This window comes from Leifsonia shinshuensis, from assembly GCF_014217625.1.
GTDB lineage: Bacteria > Actinomycetota > Actinomycetes > Actinomycetales > Microbacteriaceae > Leifsonia > Leifsonia shinshuensis_A.
The window spans coordinates 888,591-907,275 of sequence record NZ_CP043641.1 but is presented as its reverse complement, the minus strand read 5'-3'; the positions used below and the strand labels follow the sequence as shown (position 1 = coordinate 907,275).

Here is an 18,685-nt window from a genome sequence, read left to right as displayed (position 1 = left end):
GTGATCGGTGGGTAAGGCGGACGGCAGCGACCGGCGGGTGACGACCGCTGACGTCGACGACTCCGACGCCACGATCCTGCACGTCGACATGGACGCCTTCTTCGCCTCGGTCGAGCTCCTGGACCGCCCGGACGCCCGCGGCAAGCCCGCGATCGTCGGCCACGCAGGCGGCCGCGGGGTCGTCACCAGCGCGACCTATGAGGCGCGCCGGTTCGGCGTCCGCAGCGCCATGCCGGTCTCCCAGGCGCTGCGGCTGTGCCCGACCGCGATCATCCTGCCGCCGCACTACGAGAAGTACACCGAGTACTCCGGCAAGGTGATGGACATCTTCCACGAGGTGACGCCGCTGGTCGAGCCGCTCAGCATCGACGAGGCGTTCCTCGACGTCGCGGGCACGCGCCGGCTGCTCGGCTCGCCGCGGCGCATCGCCGAGCTGATCCGCTCGCGCGTGAAGGAGGAGACCGGGCTCACCTGCTCGGTCGGCGTCGCCGGCACGAAGTTCATGGCCAAACTCGCCTCCGGCCACGCCAAGCCCGACGGCCTTCTCGTCATCCCGCCCGCCGACACGGTGTCCTACCTGCGTCCGCTGCCGGTCGGCGCGCTCTGGGGCGTCGGCGCCAGCACGCAGGCGTCGCTGGAGCGGATGGGGATGAAGACCGTCGCCGACCTCGCCGACGCTCCGCTGACCGTCCTGCAGCGCGCCGTCGGCGACGCGAGCGCGCACCGGCTGCACGAACTCGCCAACGGCCGCGACCCACGCCGGATCGTCACCGCCTCCCGCGAGAAGAGCATCGGCCACGAGAACACGTTCTCCGTCGACGTGACCGACGCCGACACCCTGCGCCGCGAGCTGCTTCGGCTCTCCGGCCGGGTCGGGGAGCGCCTGCGCAAGCACGGGATGGTCGGCAGGACCATCGCGATCAAGGTGCGGTTCTCCGACTTCCGCACGATCACCCGCTCGCGCACCCTCGCCGAGCCGACCAACGTCGGCCGGCGGCTGTTCGAGGAGGCCTGGGACGTCTTCGAGGCGCTCGACCTCCACCTGAAGGACACCCCGATCCGGCTGATCGGCGTGCGGGCCGAGCAGCTCGCCGACGCCGGCGGCGACGCGCTCGCGCTCTGGGACCCGGACGAGGAGTGGCGGGAGGCGGAACGCACACTGGACGCGGTGAGCGCGCGCTTCGGTCGCGGCACCATCGGGCCGGCCTCCCTGGTGCGCAGGTCGCGCGACGCCGAGCAGGCCGAGCGGGACGGCCGCAACCCGCGCTGGCTGAGCGACTGACGAGCACGGGCCTCCGGCAGAACCGCCCTGGTCACGCCGGGAGCCGCCGGGTACGGTGAACCCATGAGTAACCTCAGCCTCAAGCTCGCCGAGACGATGAGCTCCTCCGGAATCAAGTCGGTCTACGGCGAGCCGATCGTCGTCGACGGCACCACGATCGTCCCCGTCGCCGCGGTGCAGTTCGGCTTCGGCGCCGGCGAAGGCCCCGGCGAGGACTCCGCGCCGGGCGGAGCGGGAGGCGGCGGCGCCGCTGTCCCGTTCGGCGCCTACATCAGCGACGAGACGGGCGTGCGGTTCCGGCCGAACTTGATCACGCTGCTCGCGGTCGCCATCCCGTTCGTGTGGGTGGCCGGCCACGCCTGGGCGCGGGTCATCCGCGCGCTCAAGCGATAACGCGCGCTCGCGCAGGCGCCCGGCGGTCTACACTGAACTCCTGAACACGGGAGTCCGGTGAGCCGGGCTGAGAGGAAGCTTCTCCAAGTTTCGACCGTCGAACCTGATCTGGGTCATGCCAGCGCAGGGAGGCATCTCACATCCCGTGCCCTCATTTCTGAACAGAAAGGGCACGAACAGTGCACGCAACCATTTCGTCCGTCTCCGCGCCGACCAGGCGCGTCCTCCGCTGGCGGGTCGTCGACATCGTCGTCGCCAGCGTCGTCGCCGTCGCAGCCGGCGTCGTCTTCTGGGTCTGGGGTCAGGCCTACAACCCGATCTCGGGGCCGGTGACCGCCGTCCTCCCGGGCTTCCAGGGCATCCTCAACGGCCCGTGGCTGTTCGCCGGGGTCCTCGTCGCGCTGATCGTCCGCAAGCCCGGAGCGGCGCTCTACGGCGAGATCGTCGCCGCGGTCGTCTCCATGCTGATCGGCACGCAGTGGGGCTTCGCCACGCTGCTGTCCGGTGTGGTCCAGGGCCTCGGCGCGGAGATCGTCTTCGCGATCTTCCTCTACGCGCGCTGGAACCTGGTGACGGCGCTGCTCGCGGGCGCGGGCACCGGCATCGCCGAGTCGATCCTCGACCTGCTGTACTCCTACCCGGGCGCGAAGCCGGAGTTCGCGATCGTCTACACGATCACGACGACGATCTCCGGCGTCATCGTCGCGGGCCTGGGCTCGTGGCTGCTGGTCAAAGCGATCGCCCGTACCGGGGCGCTGAGCCGGTTCGCGGCCGGTCGCGAGGTCACGGGACGGGTCTAGGCGCGGCAGGGACGCTGTCATGCCGGAACTGAGTCCGGCCGGCCCGCAGCCGGCCCCGGTCGCCGTCCACGTCGGCGACTGGGGCTGGCGGCACGCCGGCAGAAACGCCTGGGCGGTGCGCGGGCTGAGCCTGTCGATCGAGCCGGGAGAGCGGGTGCTGCTGCTCGGCGCGTCCGGCGCGGGCAAGTCGACCCTCCTGGCCGGGCTCGCCGGTGTGCTCGGCGGCGACGACGACGGCGAGGCGGAGGGCGACCTCCGCGTCGACGGCCGGTCTCCGGCGGAGGCGCGCGGCCGGTCCGGGCTGCTGCTGCAGGACCCGGACGCGCAGGTCATCCTCGCGCGCGTCGGCGACGACGTGGCGTTCGCCTGCGAGAACCTCGGCGTCCCGCGCGACGAGCTCTGGTCGCGGGTGCGCTGGTCGCTGGGTGCGGTCGGTCTCGGTCTCCCGCTCGACCGCTCGACCGCGCAGCTCTCCGGCGGGCAGAAGCAGCGGCTCGCGCTGGCGGGCCTGCTCGCGATGCGGCCGGGCCTGCTGCTGCTGGACGAGCCGACCGCCAACCTCGACCCGGAGGGTGCGCGGGAGGTCAGGGACGCCGTGTCCGCTGTCCTCGAGCGGACCGGTGCGACGCTGATCGTCGTGGAGCACCGGGTCGCCGTCTGGCGGGACCTGGTGGACCGGGTGATCGTGCTCGACTCCGCGGGCGGCGTACTGGCCGACGGCGCTCCGGAGGCGGTGCTCGCCGACACGGCGGGCCGGTTGCGGGAGGCCGGTGTGTGGCTGCCGGACGAGCCGGTTCCGGCGGCGCGTCCGGTCGCGCCGGGCGCTCCGCTGCTGGAGGCCCGGTCGCTCGCCGTCGGCAGGCCGCCGCTGTTCGCGGGCCGTCGGGCACGGCGTTCCCGGGTGAGCGCCAACCTCCTGGCGCACGCCCTCCCGTTCCGCGCGGACGTGTCCGTCGCCGAGGGCTCCGCCCTGGCGCTCACCGGCCCGAGCGGCGTCGGCAAGTCGACGCTGGCCCTGACACTGGGCGGCCTGATGCCGGCCCTGGGCGGCGCCCTCGCCGCCGCACCCGCGCTCGCGGGCGACGCCGACACCGATCCCGGCGGCTGGCGCTCACGCGAGCTGCTGACCCGGATCGGCACGGTCTTCCAGAACCCCGAGCACCAGTTCATCGCCTCCACCGTTCGCGACGAGCTCGCCGCGGGTCCCCGCGCACTCGGCCTCCCGGCGGAGGAGATCGCGGAGCGCACCGAGCAGCTGCTGGAGGCGCTCGCACTTCTCGCCCTCGCGGACGCGAACCCGTTCACGCTCTCCGGCGGCCAGAAGCGCCGCCTGTCGGTCGCGACCGCACTGGCGACGCGCCCGCGCCTCCTGATCCTCGACGAGCCGACCTACGGCCAGGACGCGAACACCTGGCGGCGCCTCGTCGACCTGATCGCCGGCCTGCGCGGGGAGGGCCACGCCGTCGTCGCCGCGACGCACGACGCCGAGTTCGCCGCGGCCATCGGCGCCGGCGAACTGCGGCTCGACGCCGCACGGGAGGCCGTGGCATGACCATCGCCGAACCCGTCCGCAGCGGCCCGCTCGCCACGCTCAACCCGGTGTCGAAGCTCGGGGCGGCGATGATCGTCACCGCCGTGCTGCTGGTCTCCATCGACCCGGTGTCCGCGGGCGTCGCCCTCGGCCTCGAGCTCGTCCTGCTCTGCTTCGCGGCCATCCCGGTGCGCGTGCTGCTGGTCCGCACGTCGCCGATCCTGATCGCGGCGCCGCTCGCGGGGCTCACCACCGTGCTTTACGGGCGGACCTCCGGAAGCGTCCACCTGCATTGGTGGGCGATCGAGGTCAGCGACGGCTCCCTCCAGCTCGGGCTCGCGACCCTCCTGCGCGTGCTCGCGATCGGACTGCCGGCCGTGCTGCTGTTCGTGACCATCGACCCGACCGACCTCGCCGACGGGCTCGCGCAGCTGCTGCGGCTGCCCGCGCGGTTCGTCCTCGGCGGCCTCGCCGGTCTCCGGCTGGTGGGGCTGTTCGTGGACGATTGGCGCGCGCTCACTCTCGCGCGCCGGGCCCGCGGGGTCGCGGAGTCCGGGGCGCTGCGGCGCTTCCTCGGCCAGTCGTTCTCGCTGTTCGTGCTGTCCATCCGGCGCGGATCGAAGCTCGCGACGGCGATGGAGGCCCGCGGCTTCGGCGCGTCCGTCGCCCGCACCTGGGCGCGCCCGTCGGTGTTCCGCGGGCGGGACTGGGCGACGCTGGTCGTGGCGCTCGCGGTCGCCGGCACAGCGGCGGCGGTGGCGATCGCAGTGGGGAGTTGGAATGTCCTGGGATCCTGACGAGCTGCCCGAGCTGTGCGAGTTGCTCGGCGCGGTCGTGGACGCGATGGAGGCGACCGGGGGAGAGGCGGCGACCGTCGTGCTGATCGACGGCCCGAGCGGCGCAGGGAAGAGCTCCCTCGCCGACCTGCTCGTCCGGCACTGGCCGGGGAGCGCAGCGCCGCGCCTGGTCCGGATGGACGACCTCTACCCGGGCTGGGACGGACTGCTCGCCGCCAGCGGCGCGCTGGCCGGCGACCTCCTCGAACCGCTCGCCGTCACCGGCCGCGGCCGCTGGCGGCGGTGGGACTGGGCGGGGGAGCGCCCGGCCGAATGGCACGACGTGTCCGGCCACGCTCCCGTGATCGTGGAGGGCTGCGGCACGCTCGCCGCGGCCAACGTCCGCTGGGCGCACCTCGCGGTCTGGCTCGACGCGGACGACACCCTCCGCAAGACCCGGGCGCTCGACCGCGACGGCGCGACGTTCGCGTCGCACTGGGACCAGTGGCAGTCCGAGTTCGAGGAGTACGTAGCCAGGGAGGATCCGCGGGCGCGCGCCGATGTGGTGCTGGACGTCACCGACTGGCCGATCGGATCTGCACCCCGTCATCCCTCGGGGTCTACGGTGGTGCCATGAGCGCGACACCACACCCGGATCCTGAATACATCGTCGAATACGCGGACGGCCCCCTGGTCGGGACGGCCGAACGCCGCTACCTGGTCGACGGGAAGGTGGACGAGCGGATCGGTGCGGTGGCCGCGGTCGAAGGCCTCGAGTCGCTGTTCTGGTACGTCGCCGGCGAGGAGCGCGAAGTGAACGGCGAGCGCTACGTCTCGTACCATTTCGACGCTCCGGACAGCGACCCGGTCGAGGCCGAGAAGGACGAGGAGTCGCTCTAGCGGCTCGCCGCTGACGACGACGCAACAGTGCCCCGGGAGTCCGAGACTCCCGGGGCACTGCGTGTGCGGCGCGAACGCGTCAGCCCTGTTCAGAGGCCTTCCTGCGTCGGGCGGCCAGCATCGCGATCCCGGTCCCGGCGAGCGCGAGCAGACCGGCGAGCGGCGCCAGCCAGCTCAGCACCTGGAGGCCGGTGTCGGCCAGCGGCGGGCTGGCGGGCGGCGCGTCCGCCAGCGGCGGGTTCGGGCCCGGTGCGTCCGGCGCCGGCGGGTTCTCGACCGGAACCTGGACGGCCTCCACGACGGCGGTGGACGCCGCCGACGTGATGCTCGCCCCGGTGGGGTCGGTCCCGTCCGCCGTCGCGGTGTTGGTGACGCCGCCCGAGGCGTAGTCGGCGTCGGTCGACTCGTAGTCCGCGGTGCAGGTCAGCGACGCCCCGGCGGCCAGAGTCGTGTCCGCCGGGCAGGTCACGGTGAGCGGTCCGCCGCTCCCGGTGAAGCTCTGCTCGGTGATGCCGACCTCCGTCAGCGTGACGTTGCCGGTGTTGGTGACCAGGAACGAGTAGGCGATCGGCTCTCCGGCGCCGGTGATGGTGGTCGGGTCGGCCGTCTTCGCGAGCGTCAGAGCAGGCGCCCGATCGGCGGTGACCCCGGCGGTGGCCGCGGCGCTGGTGATGGCGCCCGCCACGGCATCCTGACCACCGGCGACGGCGGTGTTCGAGATGGTGCCCGCGTCGACGTCCGCCGCGGTGGCGATGTAGGTCGCGGTGCACTGCTCACTCGCGCCCGCGGCGAGGATCGTCTGAGGACAGTCCGGGACCGGCGCCGTGCCGGTGCCGGTGAAGTCCGTCTCGGTCACCGCGATGGCCGACAGCGGGGTGTTTCCGGTGTTGGTCACCGTGTAGGTGTACGTGATGGTCTCGCCGGCCTTCGCGATCGTCCCCGGGCTGGCCGACTTGGTCAGGCCGAGAGCGGCGGCGCGCGCCTCGTTCGTGAACGTGCAGACCACCGACGGCGCCTCTCCCGCGTAGGTCGCCAGCGCGAAGCTGACCGTCGTCCCCGTCCCGGAGATCGGGAACTGCGGGTTGCCCGGGTTGACCGTGTCGACGCAGCGGTACGACGACAAGTACTGCGTCAGATCGGTGGTGCCCGCAGCCGTCTCGGTCGCCGTGTACGTGTCGCCGTAGCGCGCGAGCGCCGGCCCGGCCTGGAGGACGCGGCCGTCCGCCGTCTGCTGCAGTCCGGTGGCGGTGCCGGTCGTGGTGGCGGTGGCCGGGAGGCTCACCGTGGGGCCGGTCACCTGGAGGCCGAACTGGTCGGTGGCGTTGACCCGGGACACGACGTTCTTCTGGACGCTGAGTGCCGGCGGGAACGCGCAGCTGGCCAGATCGACGACGCCGACGTTGGCGGGGCCGGCGAGCGCTGCGGGCAGCGGGGTCAGGTTCCCATCCGCGTTCCCGGTGCCCGGGTCGATCGAGAAGATGCCGTTGGTGCCGCCCTGGCTCAGGTAGAGCGTCCCGTTCCCGTCGAAGGCGATGCCGTTGACGACCGCGCTGCCCGGCACGGCGAACGTGCTCAGGATCGTCGGCGAGACGGTCGCGGCCTGCGCTGCCGTCTGCGGCAGCGGTCCGCTGATCGCCTCCAGCGTCCCCTCCGTCGCCGACGACGCGACGACGTAGAGGTTCCCGCCGCCGTCGAACGCGATGTCGCCGTTGACCTCGCCCGCGATCGCGGGGAACGTGATCAGCGGCGCCGGGCTGATCATCTGGTCCGTCGTGGTGTCGAAGCCCCAGAGCTGACCCGTGACCCCGTTCGAGCCGACATCGCCGAAGTAGTAGATCCCGGTCGTGGGGTCGACGGCGCCTCCGGTCACGGCCGAGCCGGGCGCCGGCTTGCCGGGGTACGAGGTCCAGGTCCCGCTCGCGGCGTCGTAGCCCTGGACGACCGTGCCGCTGTCGGAGGCCATGAACGCCGCCGTGCCGCCGATGGCGATTCCGAGCCCGTTCGCCAGCAGGCCCGGGATCGTGCTGGTGGACTCGACCGACGCGTTGAGCTGCGGCCCGCCCACGGACGACCCGTCGATGCTGAGCATGTCGGCCGGCTGCGGGCCGGCGATGTCGTGGGGGACGACGCCGTAGAGCGAGGTCCCGGAGCAGTCGAGGGCGCCGGCGGCGTTCGCGGGCCCGGCGGGTCCGGCCGTCGCGGCGAGCGAGAGCGGGATCGCGAGGACTGTCGCGAGGATCAGTCCGTGGCGAACCGCGCGTCTCGCGGTGTTCGCGGAAGTGGGCATTGCCACCCTTTCGTCGTTGCGTGCGCGGCCGCAGGAGGCGAGTCGCGTGAGGGGTTTATAGCAACGAGATGAGAGCGGTATTCAGACGCGCTCGGATGCCGGCGTCCCGGAGTTCCGGTGTTTCCGCCGCGCAAGCCGCACGTCGGATCGGCGCCCCCGACGTCCTGGCGGCAGGATTCACCCGCGCCTTAACGCGTCGGAGTCCACGGCATCGGCGCGAAGGCACACGCGAATGCGTGCGATTTGGACGGGCGGCTCAGGCCCAGCCGAGCTCGTGCAGCCGGTCGTCGTCGATGCCGTAGAAGTGCGCGATCTCGTGCACGAGCGTCACGTGGATCTCGTCGCGCAGCTCGTCCTCGTCCGCGCAGATCGCCAGCAGCGGCTCGCGGTAGAGGATGATGCGGTCCGGCATCTCGCCGAAGCCGTAGGCGTCGCGCTCGGTCAGCGCGACCCCGTCGTACAGTCCCAGCAGGTCGAGCGAGCCGTCCTCCGGGCGGTCCTCGACGACGAACACGACATTGTCCAGCCCGTCGACCATCTCGTCGGGGAGCTCGTCGAGCTCGTCGGTGACGAGGCGCTCGAACGCGTCGGCGTCCAGGTGCAGCGGCACCGTCACCACGCCTGGGCGACGGCGGCGTGGAGGTCGAGCAGGCCGATGGTGCGCTCGGACGGCCCGCGGCCGAAGCCGCACTCCGTCGCCACCCCGAAGCGCGGCCGCGCGGTCGCAGCGGCGTCGGCCCGGCGGCGTGCGCCCTCCACACCGTCCTCGTGGTGCAGGAGGCCGAGGTAGAGCTCGGTCGACTCCGGCAGCTCGAGCGCGGCGAGGGGCACGAAGTACTCCGGGTCGTCGCGCTCGATCGGCACCGGGAGGTGGAAGAACGTGATCGGCCGCGGCGCACCCGAGAGGATCCCGTCGATGACGGCCGCCAGGTTGCCGGCATCCGCGGGCTGCACGAAGTGCTGCTCCTCGACGTCGCCGTAGCAGAGGTGGTAGCCGACCTCCACGTCGCCGGGAACCGCGGCCGCCTGCCGGAGCGAACGCTCCACGACCCCGGCGAGGACGTCGTCGGCGCCCGGCTCGGCGAACCACGGCTCGATGCGTCCCTCCAGGATCGCGAACTCCACAGCGGTGTCCCACTGGATCGCAAGGTCCTGGTGCGGGATGCCGTCGAGGATGCGCGACAGCTCGGCGAACAGCGCCCGCTCGTAGGCCGGCTCGAGTGCGGCCCGGTCGGCCGGCACGACGAAGGCGCCGATCACCGCGGCCGGCGTCGGCAGGGACACCTGGAACCGGCTGCCCGATGCGATCGTCCCCGCCGCGCGCAGCCGGGCGAACTCCGCGTACGAGGCCAGGGCCGCCTCCGCGTAGCCGAGGTCGGGGAAGACCAGCTCGTCCGCTGCGACGCCCTCGTCGAGCTGGAACGGACGGCCGTCGAAGATCCCGCGCAGGTAGTACGGCTCGACCGGGATGCGGGAGAGTCCCGTCATGGTGTCGAACCGCTTGGTCTGGAACTGGATCCAGTAGAAGCGCTCGCCCACCTCGCCGTCGGGGATGCGCCGCAGCCGGTCGCCGAGGTGCTCGCTCGCCGTGCTGAAGACCGCTGCGGCATCGGGGAGGTTGACGCTCCCGACCAGGTGCGCGCCGCGGATCGCGGGGACGGAAGAAGGGACGGGGGCTGCGCCGGTGCTCACCTGGGTGAGTCTACCGGCGCGGCCGCCGTCCCCTCATGTGTGGAGGTCGTGGACCGGTCAGTACCAGTTCATGGCCTGCGAGTGGCCCCACGCGCTGCACGGCGTGCCGTACGAGCTCTTGATGTAGGAGAGGCCCCACTTGATCTGGGTGGTCGCGTTGGTCGCCCAGTCGCTGCCGAACGAGGCCATCTTGCTGCCGGGCAGCGCCTGCGGGATGCCGGTGGCGCCGCTGCTGCCGTTGGAGGCCTGGTAGTTCCAGCCGGACTCCTTAGACCAGAGGCTGTCCAGGCACTGGAACTGGTCGGAGCCCCAGCCGTAGGTGCTCGCCATGATGGACTGCGCGGCGGTGCGGGCGCCGCCGGGGGTGTTGGCGTTCGCCTGCGCCGCGGCGGCGGCCGCGGCGGCCGCGGCTGCAGCGGCTGCGGCCTTCTGATCGGCGGCGACGCCGGCGGCTGCGAGAGCCGCGGTCGCGGCGTCGGTGGTGTCGATCTGCTTGCGGAGCTCGGAGTCGTCGAGCTTCTTGTACGCGTCGAGTCCCGCGATGGCGGTCTTCGCGGCCGTCGTGTCGGCCTTGGCGGCGTTGGCCTGCACGGTGGACTGCGCCTTCGTCAGGCTCTGCTGGGCGATGCCTTCGAGGCGGTCGCGCCAGAGCTTGTCGTAGACACCCAGCTGGTCGTGGTGGATGCCGGTGGACTCGGAGAGCTCACGGGTGGCGCGGACGCTGTCCTGCTGCTGCGCGAACATCGGGGCGACGATGCTGGCCGACATGATGATCGCGGCGGCGCCGGTGAGGACGCGCCCGAAGGAGACGTTGGATGAGCGGACGACATGGGTGAGAGAGCTGAGCATATAGTTCCTGGGTCGGGCTTCCCCGCCAAGCCGTGCGGCACCCCGGCCGGGGCGCACGCACGGCGGAGAACGCTCGCGGGGGAGCGCTCTCGGACGGGCTGGCAACCGCGCCGGGACGCACGGAAGCGCCACTGGACCAGGGGTCCCGAGGCGCGGCGTTCGACGCGGGTGTGCCGCACCAGGTTTTCGGGGGTGTCGTCCGGGGGTTCGGGGGTTGGACGCACGGGCGCAGCACGTGACGGCGTTACTGCCGTCGGGAAAACACGTTAGACGCCGACTCTGGACGATTCGGGCACAGAGCCTGGCAAAGTCGTGTGCGCGCGCTCTCTCGGCGTTGTTCCGCGGGTGTGCCGCGTTCCGAACCTGAACGCCCGGTGTGCGCCGGACGCCCGGTCAGCTGCCGAAGGCGGCGTGGTCGCGCGCGTCGGCCTCCTCGGCCTCCGCCTCCGCGGCCGTCATCCGGGCGTCGGTGACCCAGATCATCCCGATCAGCATCGCGAGCGCGACGACGCCCATGCTCAGGAACACCGCGGGGATGCCGAAGAACTGGGCGATCAGGCCGGCGGCGGCCGCCCCGAGCGGCATCGTGCCCCAGGCGAGCAGCCGGTAGGCGGAGTTCAGCCTGCCCAGCAGCCGTGCGGGAGTCACACGCTGCCGGAGGGAGACCGTGATGACGTTCCAGATGGAGACCGTGACGCCGCCGAGCAGGAATCCGGCGCCGATGATGTACGGGTTCGTGGTGAAGGCCGGCGTCGCGACCGTCAGCAGCGAACCGAGGATCGTGAGAAGGAGCGCTCTCGAGCGGCCCAGCAGGCGTTCGGCCGGTTCGGCGAGGAAGGTCCCCGCGACGCTGCCGAGCGCCGAGGCGGTGAGCAGGAGGCCGTAGCCGGGATCCGTGAGCTTCATCGCGGACGCCGGCCCGACCGCGTACAGCACGAACACGGTGAAGACGGCGCTGCTGGCGAAGTTGAAGCCGCCGACCATGACCGCGAGCGTGCGCAGCAGCGTGCTCCCGCGCAGGAAGCGCAGCCCCTCGGCGATGTCGGCGCGGATGGTGGTGGTGCGCGGGTGGTCGGTCGTGAAGCGTCCGCGGACGAGCAGCAGCATCCCGATCGCGGCGACCCAGAGCAGCACCGGCGTGCCGAAGGCCAGCCCGATCCCGGCCGCGACCAGGAACCCGCCGAGCGGAGGGCCGACGAACTGGTTCGTGGTGAGTTCAGCCGCGTAGAGGCGGCCATTGGCGCGGGAGAGCGCGGACTTGCTCACGAGCTGCGGGAGGATCGACTGCGACGAGGTGTCGTAGACGGTCTCGGCCACTCCGATGCAGATGGCCGCGGCGTAGAGCAGCCAGATCGCGCCTGCGCCCGCGACCGCCGCGATCGTGAGGAACGCGAGGAACGCCGCTCGCGCGGTGTTGGCGACCAGCATGAGCCGGCGGCGGTCGTAGCGGTCGGCGAGGGCTCCCGCCAGCAGCGCGAACACCAGCCACGGCAGGGTGAAGGCGAAGGTGAGGCCGGCGATCAGCGCGGGGGAGTCGGTGTAGCGGATGGCGACCAGCGGCAGCGCGACCTTCATCACGCCGTCGGCGAGGTTGGAGAAGGCCGACGACGTCCAGAGCGTCCAGTAGCGCGCGCCGAGTGATTCTGATGCCACGCCGCCAGCCTGACACGTCGATTGAGAAAACTCAATCGATATCAAGAAACTCAATTGAGCGGGTATCCTCCCGGTATGGCCCGCCCTACTCCACCCGACGCCGTGCCCGGTCCGTCCGCCGACCCGGACGCCAAGCGGCGCCCGGCCTCCGTCACGGAGATCAAGGCGCTGTCGCATCCGCTGCGGGTGCGCATCCTGCGGCTGTGCGGCGACCGCGAGTTGACCAACAAGCAGCTCGCCGACCGGCTGGGGGAGGACGCCGGCACGGTCTACTACCACGTCCGCCAGCTCGTGGACGCGGGCTTCCTGGAGCCGGCGCCGGTGCGGTCGGGGGAGAGCGGCGCGCTGGAGAAGCCGTACCGCTCGACCGGGCGGAGCTGGTGGCTGTCCATGGCGCTGGATGAGCGGGACGGCAACCGGGCGGTGGCGCCGGTGGAGGCCTTCCAGCAGGAGCTCGCCGAGGCCGGGCCGGCCTCCATCGCGACGTTCGCGCGCTTCTCGCTGCACCTCTCGCCGGAGGATGTGGCGGAGCTCGACCGCCGCATCGTCGCGGTCATCGATTCCTACGTCGAGACGGACAGCGAGCGCAGCCACCTGCCCGCGCACGGCGGCATCTTCGTGCTGCACCGCAGCGTGGAGTGAGCGCGGGCACCGGAGGAGGGCTCACTGCCAGGGCGACGGCGCCGGCGGCACGACGACCGGCGGCCGGTCGTCGCAGGTGATCGTGTTGGGCAGCTCCCACGACGCCAGCCACGGACCGGTGGTCCCGCCGCCGTCGTTGCCGCCGAGGTTCTGGAGCGAGAACTCCGATCCCGCGGGCGTGAAGTGGAACGACCCGCAGTTGTTGACTCCGACGGCGCCGACGTTGCGCGCGTCGACGTTCTGGAACGACGCCGACCCGGCGGCGCGGGCGCTGACCACGCTGGTGCCCGTGCCGTCCACGTGGATGTCCGCGAAGTGCACGTTCGTGATCGAGTAGAGGTCCTTCACCGGCCAGTCCGCGACGAGCATGATCGCGTTGTAGGTGTTGTCCAGGAAGTCGTCGCCCGTCACCTGGATGTCGGCGTCGATCGAGTGCTCCAGCGCGTAGAACCAGATCGCGCCCAGTCCGATGTTCCAGTTCAGCTCGTAGGTGCCGGCGCGCACGGTGGTGTTGTCCGCGATCGCGAGCGTCCCGGTGAAGGGGACCGCCCCGAACCGGCTGCCGACCTGGATGGCGCTGCCCTCCCGGAGCGGATCGGCGACCAGGTTGTTCGAGACGGTGTTGTCCGTACCGCCGTAGATCGCGATCCCGTTGGCGAGCGTCGGCGTCTGGACGGTGTCGTGGTCGAATGTGTCCCTGGCATCGGCGGTGGTCTCCGACCACAGGGCGAGGCCGTCGTCCCCGGTGTTGCGGATGAGGCTGTTCGTCACCCGGGAGTCGGTGACGCCGGTGTGGAAGTTGACGCCGTCGGCGATCTGGTCGGCGATGACCGTGTCGGAGATCGTCAGCCCGTGCATCGGCCCGTCCAGCCAGATCCCGACCTTGGTGTGGTGGATGTAGAGGCCCTGGACGGTGGAGTCGCTGAGCGCGCCGCCGATCCCGTTGACCTGGTCGAGGTCGATGCGCTCGCGGACATCTCCCTCGATCGCGAAGCCGGAGAGGTGGACGTTGTGCGAGCCCCCCGACGCGGCGTCCTTGCCGTAGAAGCCGACGCCTGTGTGCACGGAGCCGTCCGGGGCGGGCGTCGCCAGCGCGACCTCGTGCCCGCGGATGATCGTGTACCAGCTCCCGGCGCCCTCGATCGTCACGTTGTCGACGACGATGTGGCGGTTCACCTGGAAGACCCCCGGCGGCACGTACACCGACAGATGCAGCTTCTGGGCGAACGCGATCGCCTTGTCGAACGCGGGGGCGGCGTCCCGGTGGCCGGTGGGGTCGGCGCCGAAGGCGAGGACGTTCGCGGCGGCGAGGCGGACGTGCGGCGGGGCGACCAGCTGCGAGTCGAGCAGGTCGATGGTCGTAGTCGCGGCGGGCGTCCCGGCTGGGGCGCTGAGCCGCACGCGGGTCCCGGCCGGGTAGGTGCGGTGCAGGAGGAGCCGCTGCTCGTCGTAGAAGTGCATGGGCCGGAACGGCTTCGCGATGGTGGGCGCCGGCGTGGTCTGGTCCGGAATGCAGTTGCACTCGGTGATCCACCAGTCCGGGTGCAGGAGGCCGGCGTTCGGGTCGTTGCTGAACGAGTACTGGTTGTACAGCCAGGAGTACTGGGAGGTCAGGGTCATCGTCTGCCTCGCTCCGCCGTTCAGGGTGACGGCGAGCGGGGCGGTGATGCCGCCGCCGTTGGGGGCGTCGGGGAGGCTGTACCGCACCGTGAGCGCGTTGGTGGGCGCGGCGAGCGTGAACTCGACGTACTGGCCGGCGGTGAGGGAGACCGCCGAGCGCCCGGAGGCTTCGGCCGCGAGTGTGTACGCAGTGCGGTCGGGGCCGATGACGGTCCCGGTGGTGACAGCCTTCTCGGCCTCCTGCTCGGTGATGCCGAGGTCGGCGCCGCGGCCCGTGGTCAGCGACGGGTCGAGCGCGGAGCGGGTGACCGGGCTCGGCGCAGGCGCAGGTGGCGGTGCGGCCAGCGCGGGGGCGCCGGTGAGGCCGATTCCGATCGCGGTGGCCGCGGCGAGCACGACGGCCAGAGTGCGGAAATGAGCGGGAGTTCGAGTCATCGTCGACGGTCCTCTCGGAAGCGGGCGGCCCCGACGCCGCCCGGCTGCGCCCGACGATACGGCCGCCCGGCGCGGACCCACAACCCCTCCACCCGAAATGTCGAAGAATTGTCGATTCCTTGCGCAAAGCTTGCGGGCGACTGCAAGTGGAAAAGAGAAAGAGCACGTCGTTTCGGCGACGTGCTCTCTCTATTGGGGTGAGTTACGGGGCTTGAACCCGCGACCTGCTCGCGGCTCAGTACCACGACCAGGCGCTATTGGGGTGAGTAACGGGGCTTGAACCCGCGACCTCCTGGACCACAACCAGGCGCTCTACCAGCTGAGCTATACCCACCATGTTCCGCGAGCGTCCCGGATCATCTGCGATGACCGTTCCGCGCGAGGCAACTCATCGATTCTAGTACATCCGGGCGGCCCATTTTTCCACCACTCCCGCGGCGGCCTCCTGGGTCTGCTCGGTGCTCGGTCCCGGCTCGCCGACGAAAGCCGCCGCGCGGTAGTAGTCGAGCTCGCGGATGGACTCGAGGATGTCGGCGAGCGCGCGGTGGCCGCCGTTCTTCTCGGGGGCGTTGAAGTAGATGCGCGGGTACCAGCGCCGGGCCAGCTCCTTGATCGAGGAGACGTCGACGTTGCGGTAGTGCAGGTGGTTGTCGAGCCGCGGCATGTACTTGGCGAGGAACATCCGGTCGGTGCCGATCGTGTTGCCGGCGAGCGGCGCGCTGCGGGCGGTCGGCGCGTACTTGAGGACGTACTCCAGCACCTCGTACTCGGCCTCCGCCAGGCTCTTGCCGTTCGGGATCTCCTCGATCAGGCCCGAGGTGGTGTGCATGGCGCGCACGAAGTCGTTCATGTTGGCGAGTGCGGAGGCGTCCGGCTTGATCACGATGCTGAGACCCGGGTCGAGCACGTTCAGCTCGAAGTCGGTGATGACCACGGCGATCTCGACGAGCTCGTCGACCTCCAGGTCGAGTCCGGTCATTTCGCAGTCGATCCAGACCAGTCGATCACTTGAGGCAGCCATGCCCGCCAGTCTAGTGGGGGCCTCCGACCATCCGCGGCTGGCCGCCGATGAGGGCCTGCGTGCTCACGGGCAGCGCCTCCGGCAGCTTGGGGCTGAGCCCGTCGCCGGAGGAGATCCCGCGCAGCCGGCGCGCGGCCCACGGGATCGCGTGCACGCGCAGCCAGGTCCGCAGCGGGAGGTCCTCGGGGAGCGCGGGCGGCCCGTCCACGACGGCGTGCGCGTCGGCGGCGTCGCCCTGGTTGGTCTCGGCGTACGGCACGCCGAGCGCGTGGGCGGCGTGCGCCGCGAGCAGCCGGTGCCCGCGCGAGCTGAGGTGGACGCGGTCCGCACCCCACATCGCCGGGTCGCGGAACTCGCGCACGCCCCAGACGTCGAGGACGACGGCGTGGTGGTCGCGGGCGATGCTCCAGATGTTCGCGTTGAACACGGCCGCGCGTCCGCGGAACGGCTTCAGGAAGAACGCGAATTGCGGGTCGAAGAGGTTCGCCAGCAGCACCGTCGTCCCGTGCGCCCGCAGCATCCGAACTCCGTCGGACAGCCGCTCGGCGAGCGCGTCCGGGTCGGCTGTGGGGCTCATCAGGTCGTTGGCGCCGACCAGCACGGAGACCAGGTCGGGCCGCAGCGCGAGCGCGCCGGGCACCTGCTCTCCGACCACGTCGGCGATCCGTCTGCCGCGGACGGCGAGGTTGGCGAACTCGACGGTCCCGCCGGAGAGCCGGGCGTCGCCGTCCAGGATGCCGGCCAGGCGGTCCGCCCAGCCGAGCCACGCCCCGGGCCGTGCAGGCGCGGGATCGCAGAGCCCCTCGGTGATCGAGTCGCCGAGGGCCACGTAACGCGTGTAAGTGGTCCTGCTCACGCCCCGATTGTCGGTCGCGGGGATGACGTGCGGGTGACGCGCCGGGCGCTGTCGCGGGATGGTCGCCGGGAATTCGCCGGACGTACACTGGTCGACGTGGATGCGACACCCGCCGTTGACCGTCCCGTCACCCGGGAGGTCGGCCTGACCTTGTACACCTCGGCGTTCTGCGAGCCGTGCATGCAGACGAGGGCGGTGCTCGCCGAGGCCGTCCGCCTGGTCCCCGGCCTGCGGGTGACCGAGCGCGACGTCGCGCGCGACCCGGCCCACGCTGAGTCGGACGGCATCCGCTCGACGCCGACCGTGATCGTGCTGGGCGGGGACGGTGCGGAGGTGTTCCGCGCGGAGGGCGTGCCGACGCTGAACCAGGTCCTGGTGGCGGCGGCGCGGGCGTTGTGACCCCGAATGCGACATTCGGCACGAATCGACAAACGCACATTCGGCACGAATGTGGCGAATGGCGACGCCAAAGGCGACATTCGGCACGAATCGCGACTTTGATGCGCGTCGTGCCCCCGGCAGGAATCGAACCTGCGACCAAGAGATTAGAAGGCTCCTGCTCTATCCGCTGAGCTACGGGGGCGCGGCCTCCACGATACCGTAGCCGTCCGGCCCCTTCCCGACCTTCGCGCGCGAGCCCCTACAGCGTCGCCCCCGCCTTCCCGGCCCGATTCACGATCGCGATCACCGGCCGCCGCCCGCGCAGCCCGAACCGCAGCCGGAGGCTGGCGTGCCGCGCGATCATCAACGCGACCACCACAGCCGCCGCCGCCGGCACCAGCCCCGAGATCGCCATCGCGATGTGTGGGCCGACGGCCTCCACCACCCAGCCCATCAGCGGGCCGCCGATCGCCTGGCCGCCGAGCAGCACCAGGATGTACAGCGAGATCACGCGGCCGCGGATCTGGACGTTCGACGACATCTGCACCAGCGAGTTCGCCGCCGTGATGAAGAGCAGGTTGCCGACGCCGATGCCGACCAGCAGCACGCTGAAGGCGATCTGGTCCGGCGCCAGTCCGGCGAGCGCCTGGACCACGCCGAGGGCGGCGGCCGTGCCCACCACCATCGACAGGCGAACCGACGTGCGGCGGGTGGAGGTCAGCGCCCCGGCGAGCGCGCCCGCGGCGACGAGCGCGTTGAACATCCCGTAGCCCTTCGCGCCGACGTCGTAGACGTCGTTCGCGTACGCGGCCAGGAACACCGGCATGTTGAACGCGAAGACCGCCAGCACGGCGACCATCACCACGGTCCAGAAGATGACCGGCTTGCGCCGCACGTACCGCATCCCCTCGGCGAGCTGGCCCTTGCCGCGGGGAGCAGCGGGGGAGTGGTGCAGTTCCTTCGTGCGGAGACTGAGGAGGGCGCCCACCACGGCGAGGCACGCGGCCGAGTTGATCACGAACGACCAGCCGCCGCCGACCGCCGTGATCAGGATGCCGCCGAGCGCCGGGCCGATGAGGCCGCCGAGCTGGAAGATGGACGAGTTCAGGCTGATCGCGTTGCGCAGGTACTTCGGCCCGACCAGCTCGTTGACGAAGACCTGGCGCGCCGGGTTGTCCACCACGGTCACGAGGCCGAGGACGAACGAGATGGCGTAGACGTGCCAGACCTGCACGGCGTGGGTGAGCGTCAGCGTCGCGAGCAGCGCCGCGAGCGCGGCCGCCGCCGACTGCGTGCAGACCAGGAGGCGCTGCTTCGAGTACCGGTCGGCGATGACGCCGCCCCACAGCCCGAACAGCAGCATCGGCGTGAACTGCATGAAGACGGTGACACCGACCGCGGCGACGCTGCCGGAGAGCTGCAGCACCAGCCAATCCATGGCGATGCGCTGCATCCAGACGGCGGTGTTGGCGACCAGGTTGCCTGCGGCGAACCGGCGGTAGTTGGTCACGCGCAGCGAGATGAAGGTCTCGCGCCACGGCGGGCGTGCGCTGAGGACGGGCATGGG

The 18,685-nt window shown here is 71.6% G+C and carries 18 protein-coding genes and 2 tRNA genes; 9 read left to right on the top strand and 11 right to left on the bottom strand.

Features of this window, described 5'->3' with window-relative positions; genetic code table 11:
• The first annotated feature begins 7 nt into the window (after window positions 1-7).
• From F1C12_RS04385 to F1C12_RS04355, 7 genes are all read left to right on the top strand, one after another.
• Complete coding sequence (locus F1C12_RS04385) at window positions 8-1,282, top strand: DNA polymerase IV (protein ID WP_258046107.1); 1,275 nt, start codon at window positions 8-10, stop codon at window positions 1,280-1,282.
• Between the two features lie 63 nt (window positions 1,283-1,345).
• Window positions 1,346-1,675 carry a GerW family sporulation protein gene (locus F1C12_RS04380; RefSeq protein ID WP_185277606.1) on the top strand — a complete coding sequence of 110 codons (330 nt, stop codon included), beginning with the start codon at window positions 1,346-1,348 and terminating at the stop codon, window positions 1,673-1,675.
• A 179-nt stretch (window positions 1,676-1,854) separates the two neighbouring features.
• Window positions 1,855-2,475 (top strand): ECF transporter S component, encoded by a 621-nt coding sequence (locus tag F1C12_RS04375; protein WP_185277605.1) that lies wholly within the window; start codon window positions 1,855-1,857, stop codon window positions 2,473-2,475.
• Between the two features lie 19 nt (window positions 2,476-2,494).
• The gene (locus tag F1C12_RS04370) at window positions 2,495-4,027 is read left to right on the top strand and encodes an ABC transporter ATP-binding protein (RefSeq protein ID WP_185277604.1); all 1,533 of its coding nucleotides are present in this window, start codon (window positions 2,495-2,497) and stop codon (window positions 4,025-4,027) included.
• Entirely contained in the window at window positions 4,024-4,803 is a 780-nt protein-coding gene (locus F1C12_RS04365) for an energy-coupling factor transporter transmembrane component T family protein (protein ID WP_185277603.1), read from the top strand. The genes F1C12_RS04370 and F1C12_RS04365 overlap by 4 nt, the downstream gene beginning before the upstream one ends.
• Complete coding sequence (locus F1C12_RS04360) at window positions 4,787-5,419, top strand: ATP-binding protein (protein ID WP_258046106.1); 633 nt, start codon at window positions 4,787-4,789, stop codon at window positions 5,417-5,419. The genes F1C12_RS04365 and F1C12_RS04360 overlap by 17 nt, the downstream gene beginning before the upstream one ends.
• Window positions 5,416-5,682, top strand: coding sequence for a hypothetical protein (locus F1C12_RS04355; RefSeq protein WP_185277602.1), 267 nt, complete (start codon window positions 5,416-5,418; stop codon window positions 5,680-5,682). Before F1C12_RS04360 ends, F1C12_RS04355 begins: the two co-directional genes overlap by 4 nt.
• A gap of 79 nt (window positions 5,683-5,761) precedes the next feature.
• On the opposite strand, the gene F1C12_RS04350 is transcribed toward F1C12_RS04355, so the two are convergent.
• The 5 genes from F1C12_RS04350 to F1C12_RS04330 form a co-directional block, all read right to left on the bottom strand.
• Window positions 5,762-7,969, bottom strand: coding sequence for a DUF7507 domain-containing protein (locus F1C12_RS04350; protein WP_185277601.1), 2,208 nt, complete (start codon window positions 7,967-7,969; stop codon window positions 5,762-5,764).
• Window positions 7,970-8,225: 256 nt separating this feature from the next.
• On the bottom strand, window positions 8,226-8,579 hold the full coding sequence (locus tag F1C12_RS04345) for a metallopeptidase family protein (protein ID WP_374939552.1): 354 nt from the start codon (window positions 8,577-8,579) through the stop codon (window positions 8,226-8,228).
• Between the two features lie 2 nt (window positions 8,580-8,581).
• Window positions 8,582-9,661 (bottom strand): hypothetical protein, encoded by a 1,080-nt coding sequence (locus F1C12_RS04340; protein ID WP_185277600.1) that lies wholly within the window; start codon window positions 9,659-9,661, stop codon window positions 8,582-8,584.
• Between the two features lie 57 nt (window positions 9,662-9,718).
• Window positions 9,719-10,510, bottom strand: coding sequence for a hypothetical protein (locus tag F1C12_RS04335; RefSeq protein ID WP_185277599.1), 792 nt, complete (start codon window positions 10,508-10,510; stop codon window positions 9,719-9,721).
• A 393-nt stretch (window positions 10,511-10,903) separates the two neighbouring features.
• Window positions 10,904-12,163 carry an MFS transporter gene (locus F1C12_RS04330; RefSeq protein ID WP_185277598.1) on the bottom strand — a complete coding sequence of 420 codons (1,260 nt, stop codon included), beginning with the start codon at window positions 12,161-12,163 and terminating at the stop codon, window positions 10,904-10,906.
• Between the two features lie 75 nt (window positions 12,164-12,238).
• Between F1C12_RS04330 and F1C12_RS04325 the strand changes: the two genes are divergently transcribed.
• On the top strand, window positions 12,239-12,805 hold the full coding sequence (locus tag F1C12_RS04325) for an ArsR/SmtB family transcription factor (protein WP_185277597.1): 567 nt from the start codon (window positions 12,239-12,241) through the stop codon (window positions 12,803-12,805).
• Between the two features lie 21 nt (window positions 12,806-12,826).
• Here F1C12_RS04325 and F1C12_RS04320 read toward each other — a convergent pair whose 3' ends face one another.
• From F1C12_RS04320 to F1C12_RS04305, 4 genes are all read right to left on the bottom strand, one after another.
• Window positions 12,827-14,860 (bottom strand): glycosyl hydrolase family 28-related protein, encoded by a 2,034-nt coding sequence (locus tag F1C12_RS04320; protein WP_185277596.1) that lies wholly within the window; start codon window positions 14,858-14,860, stop codon window positions 12,827-12,829.
• A 258-nt stretch (window positions 14,861-15,118) separates the two neighbouring features.
• Window positions 15,119-15,194: transfer RNA gene (locus F1C12_RS04315), tRNA-His, on the bottom strand.
• Between the two features lie 63 nt (window positions 15,195-15,257).
• Window positions 15,258-15,881, bottom strand: coding sequence for an oligoribonuclease (orn, locus tag F1C12_RS04310; RefSeq protein ID WP_185277595.1), 624 nt, complete (start codon window positions 15,879-15,881; stop codon window positions 15,258-15,260).
• Window positions 15,882-15,891: 10 nt separating this feature from the next.
• Entirely contained in the window at window positions 15,892-16,737 is an 846-nt protein-coding gene (locus F1C12_RS04305; protein WP_185277594.1) for an SGNH/GDSL hydrolase family protein, read from the bottom strand.
• A gap of 96 nt (window positions 16,738-16,833) precedes the next feature.
• Here F1C12_RS04305 and F1C12_RS04300 point away from each other — a divergent pair, with 96 nt between their 5' ends.
• Window positions 16,834-17,136 (top strand): glutaredoxin family protein, encoded by a 303-nt coding sequence (locus F1C12_RS04300; protein ID WP_185277593.1) that lies wholly within the window; start codon window positions 16,834-16,836, stop codon window positions 17,134-17,136.
• 111 nt (window positions 17,137-17,247) lie between these two features.
• Here F1C12_RS04300 and F1C12_RS04295 read toward each other — a convergent pair.
• Both F1C12_RS04295 and F1C12_RS04290 read right to left on the bottom strand, forming a co-directional pair.
• Window positions 17,248-17,320, bottom strand: a tRNA-Arg gene (locus tag F1C12_RS04295).
• A gap of 57 nt (window positions 17,321-17,377) precedes the next feature.
• The gene (locus F1C12_RS04290) at window positions 17,378-18,682 is read right to left on the bottom strand and encodes an MFS transporter (RefSeq protein ID WP_185278771.1); all 1,305 of its coding nucleotides are present in this window, start codon (window positions 18,680-18,682) and stop codon (window positions 17,378-17,380) included.
• Window positions 18,683-18,685: the final 3 nt, after the last annotated feature.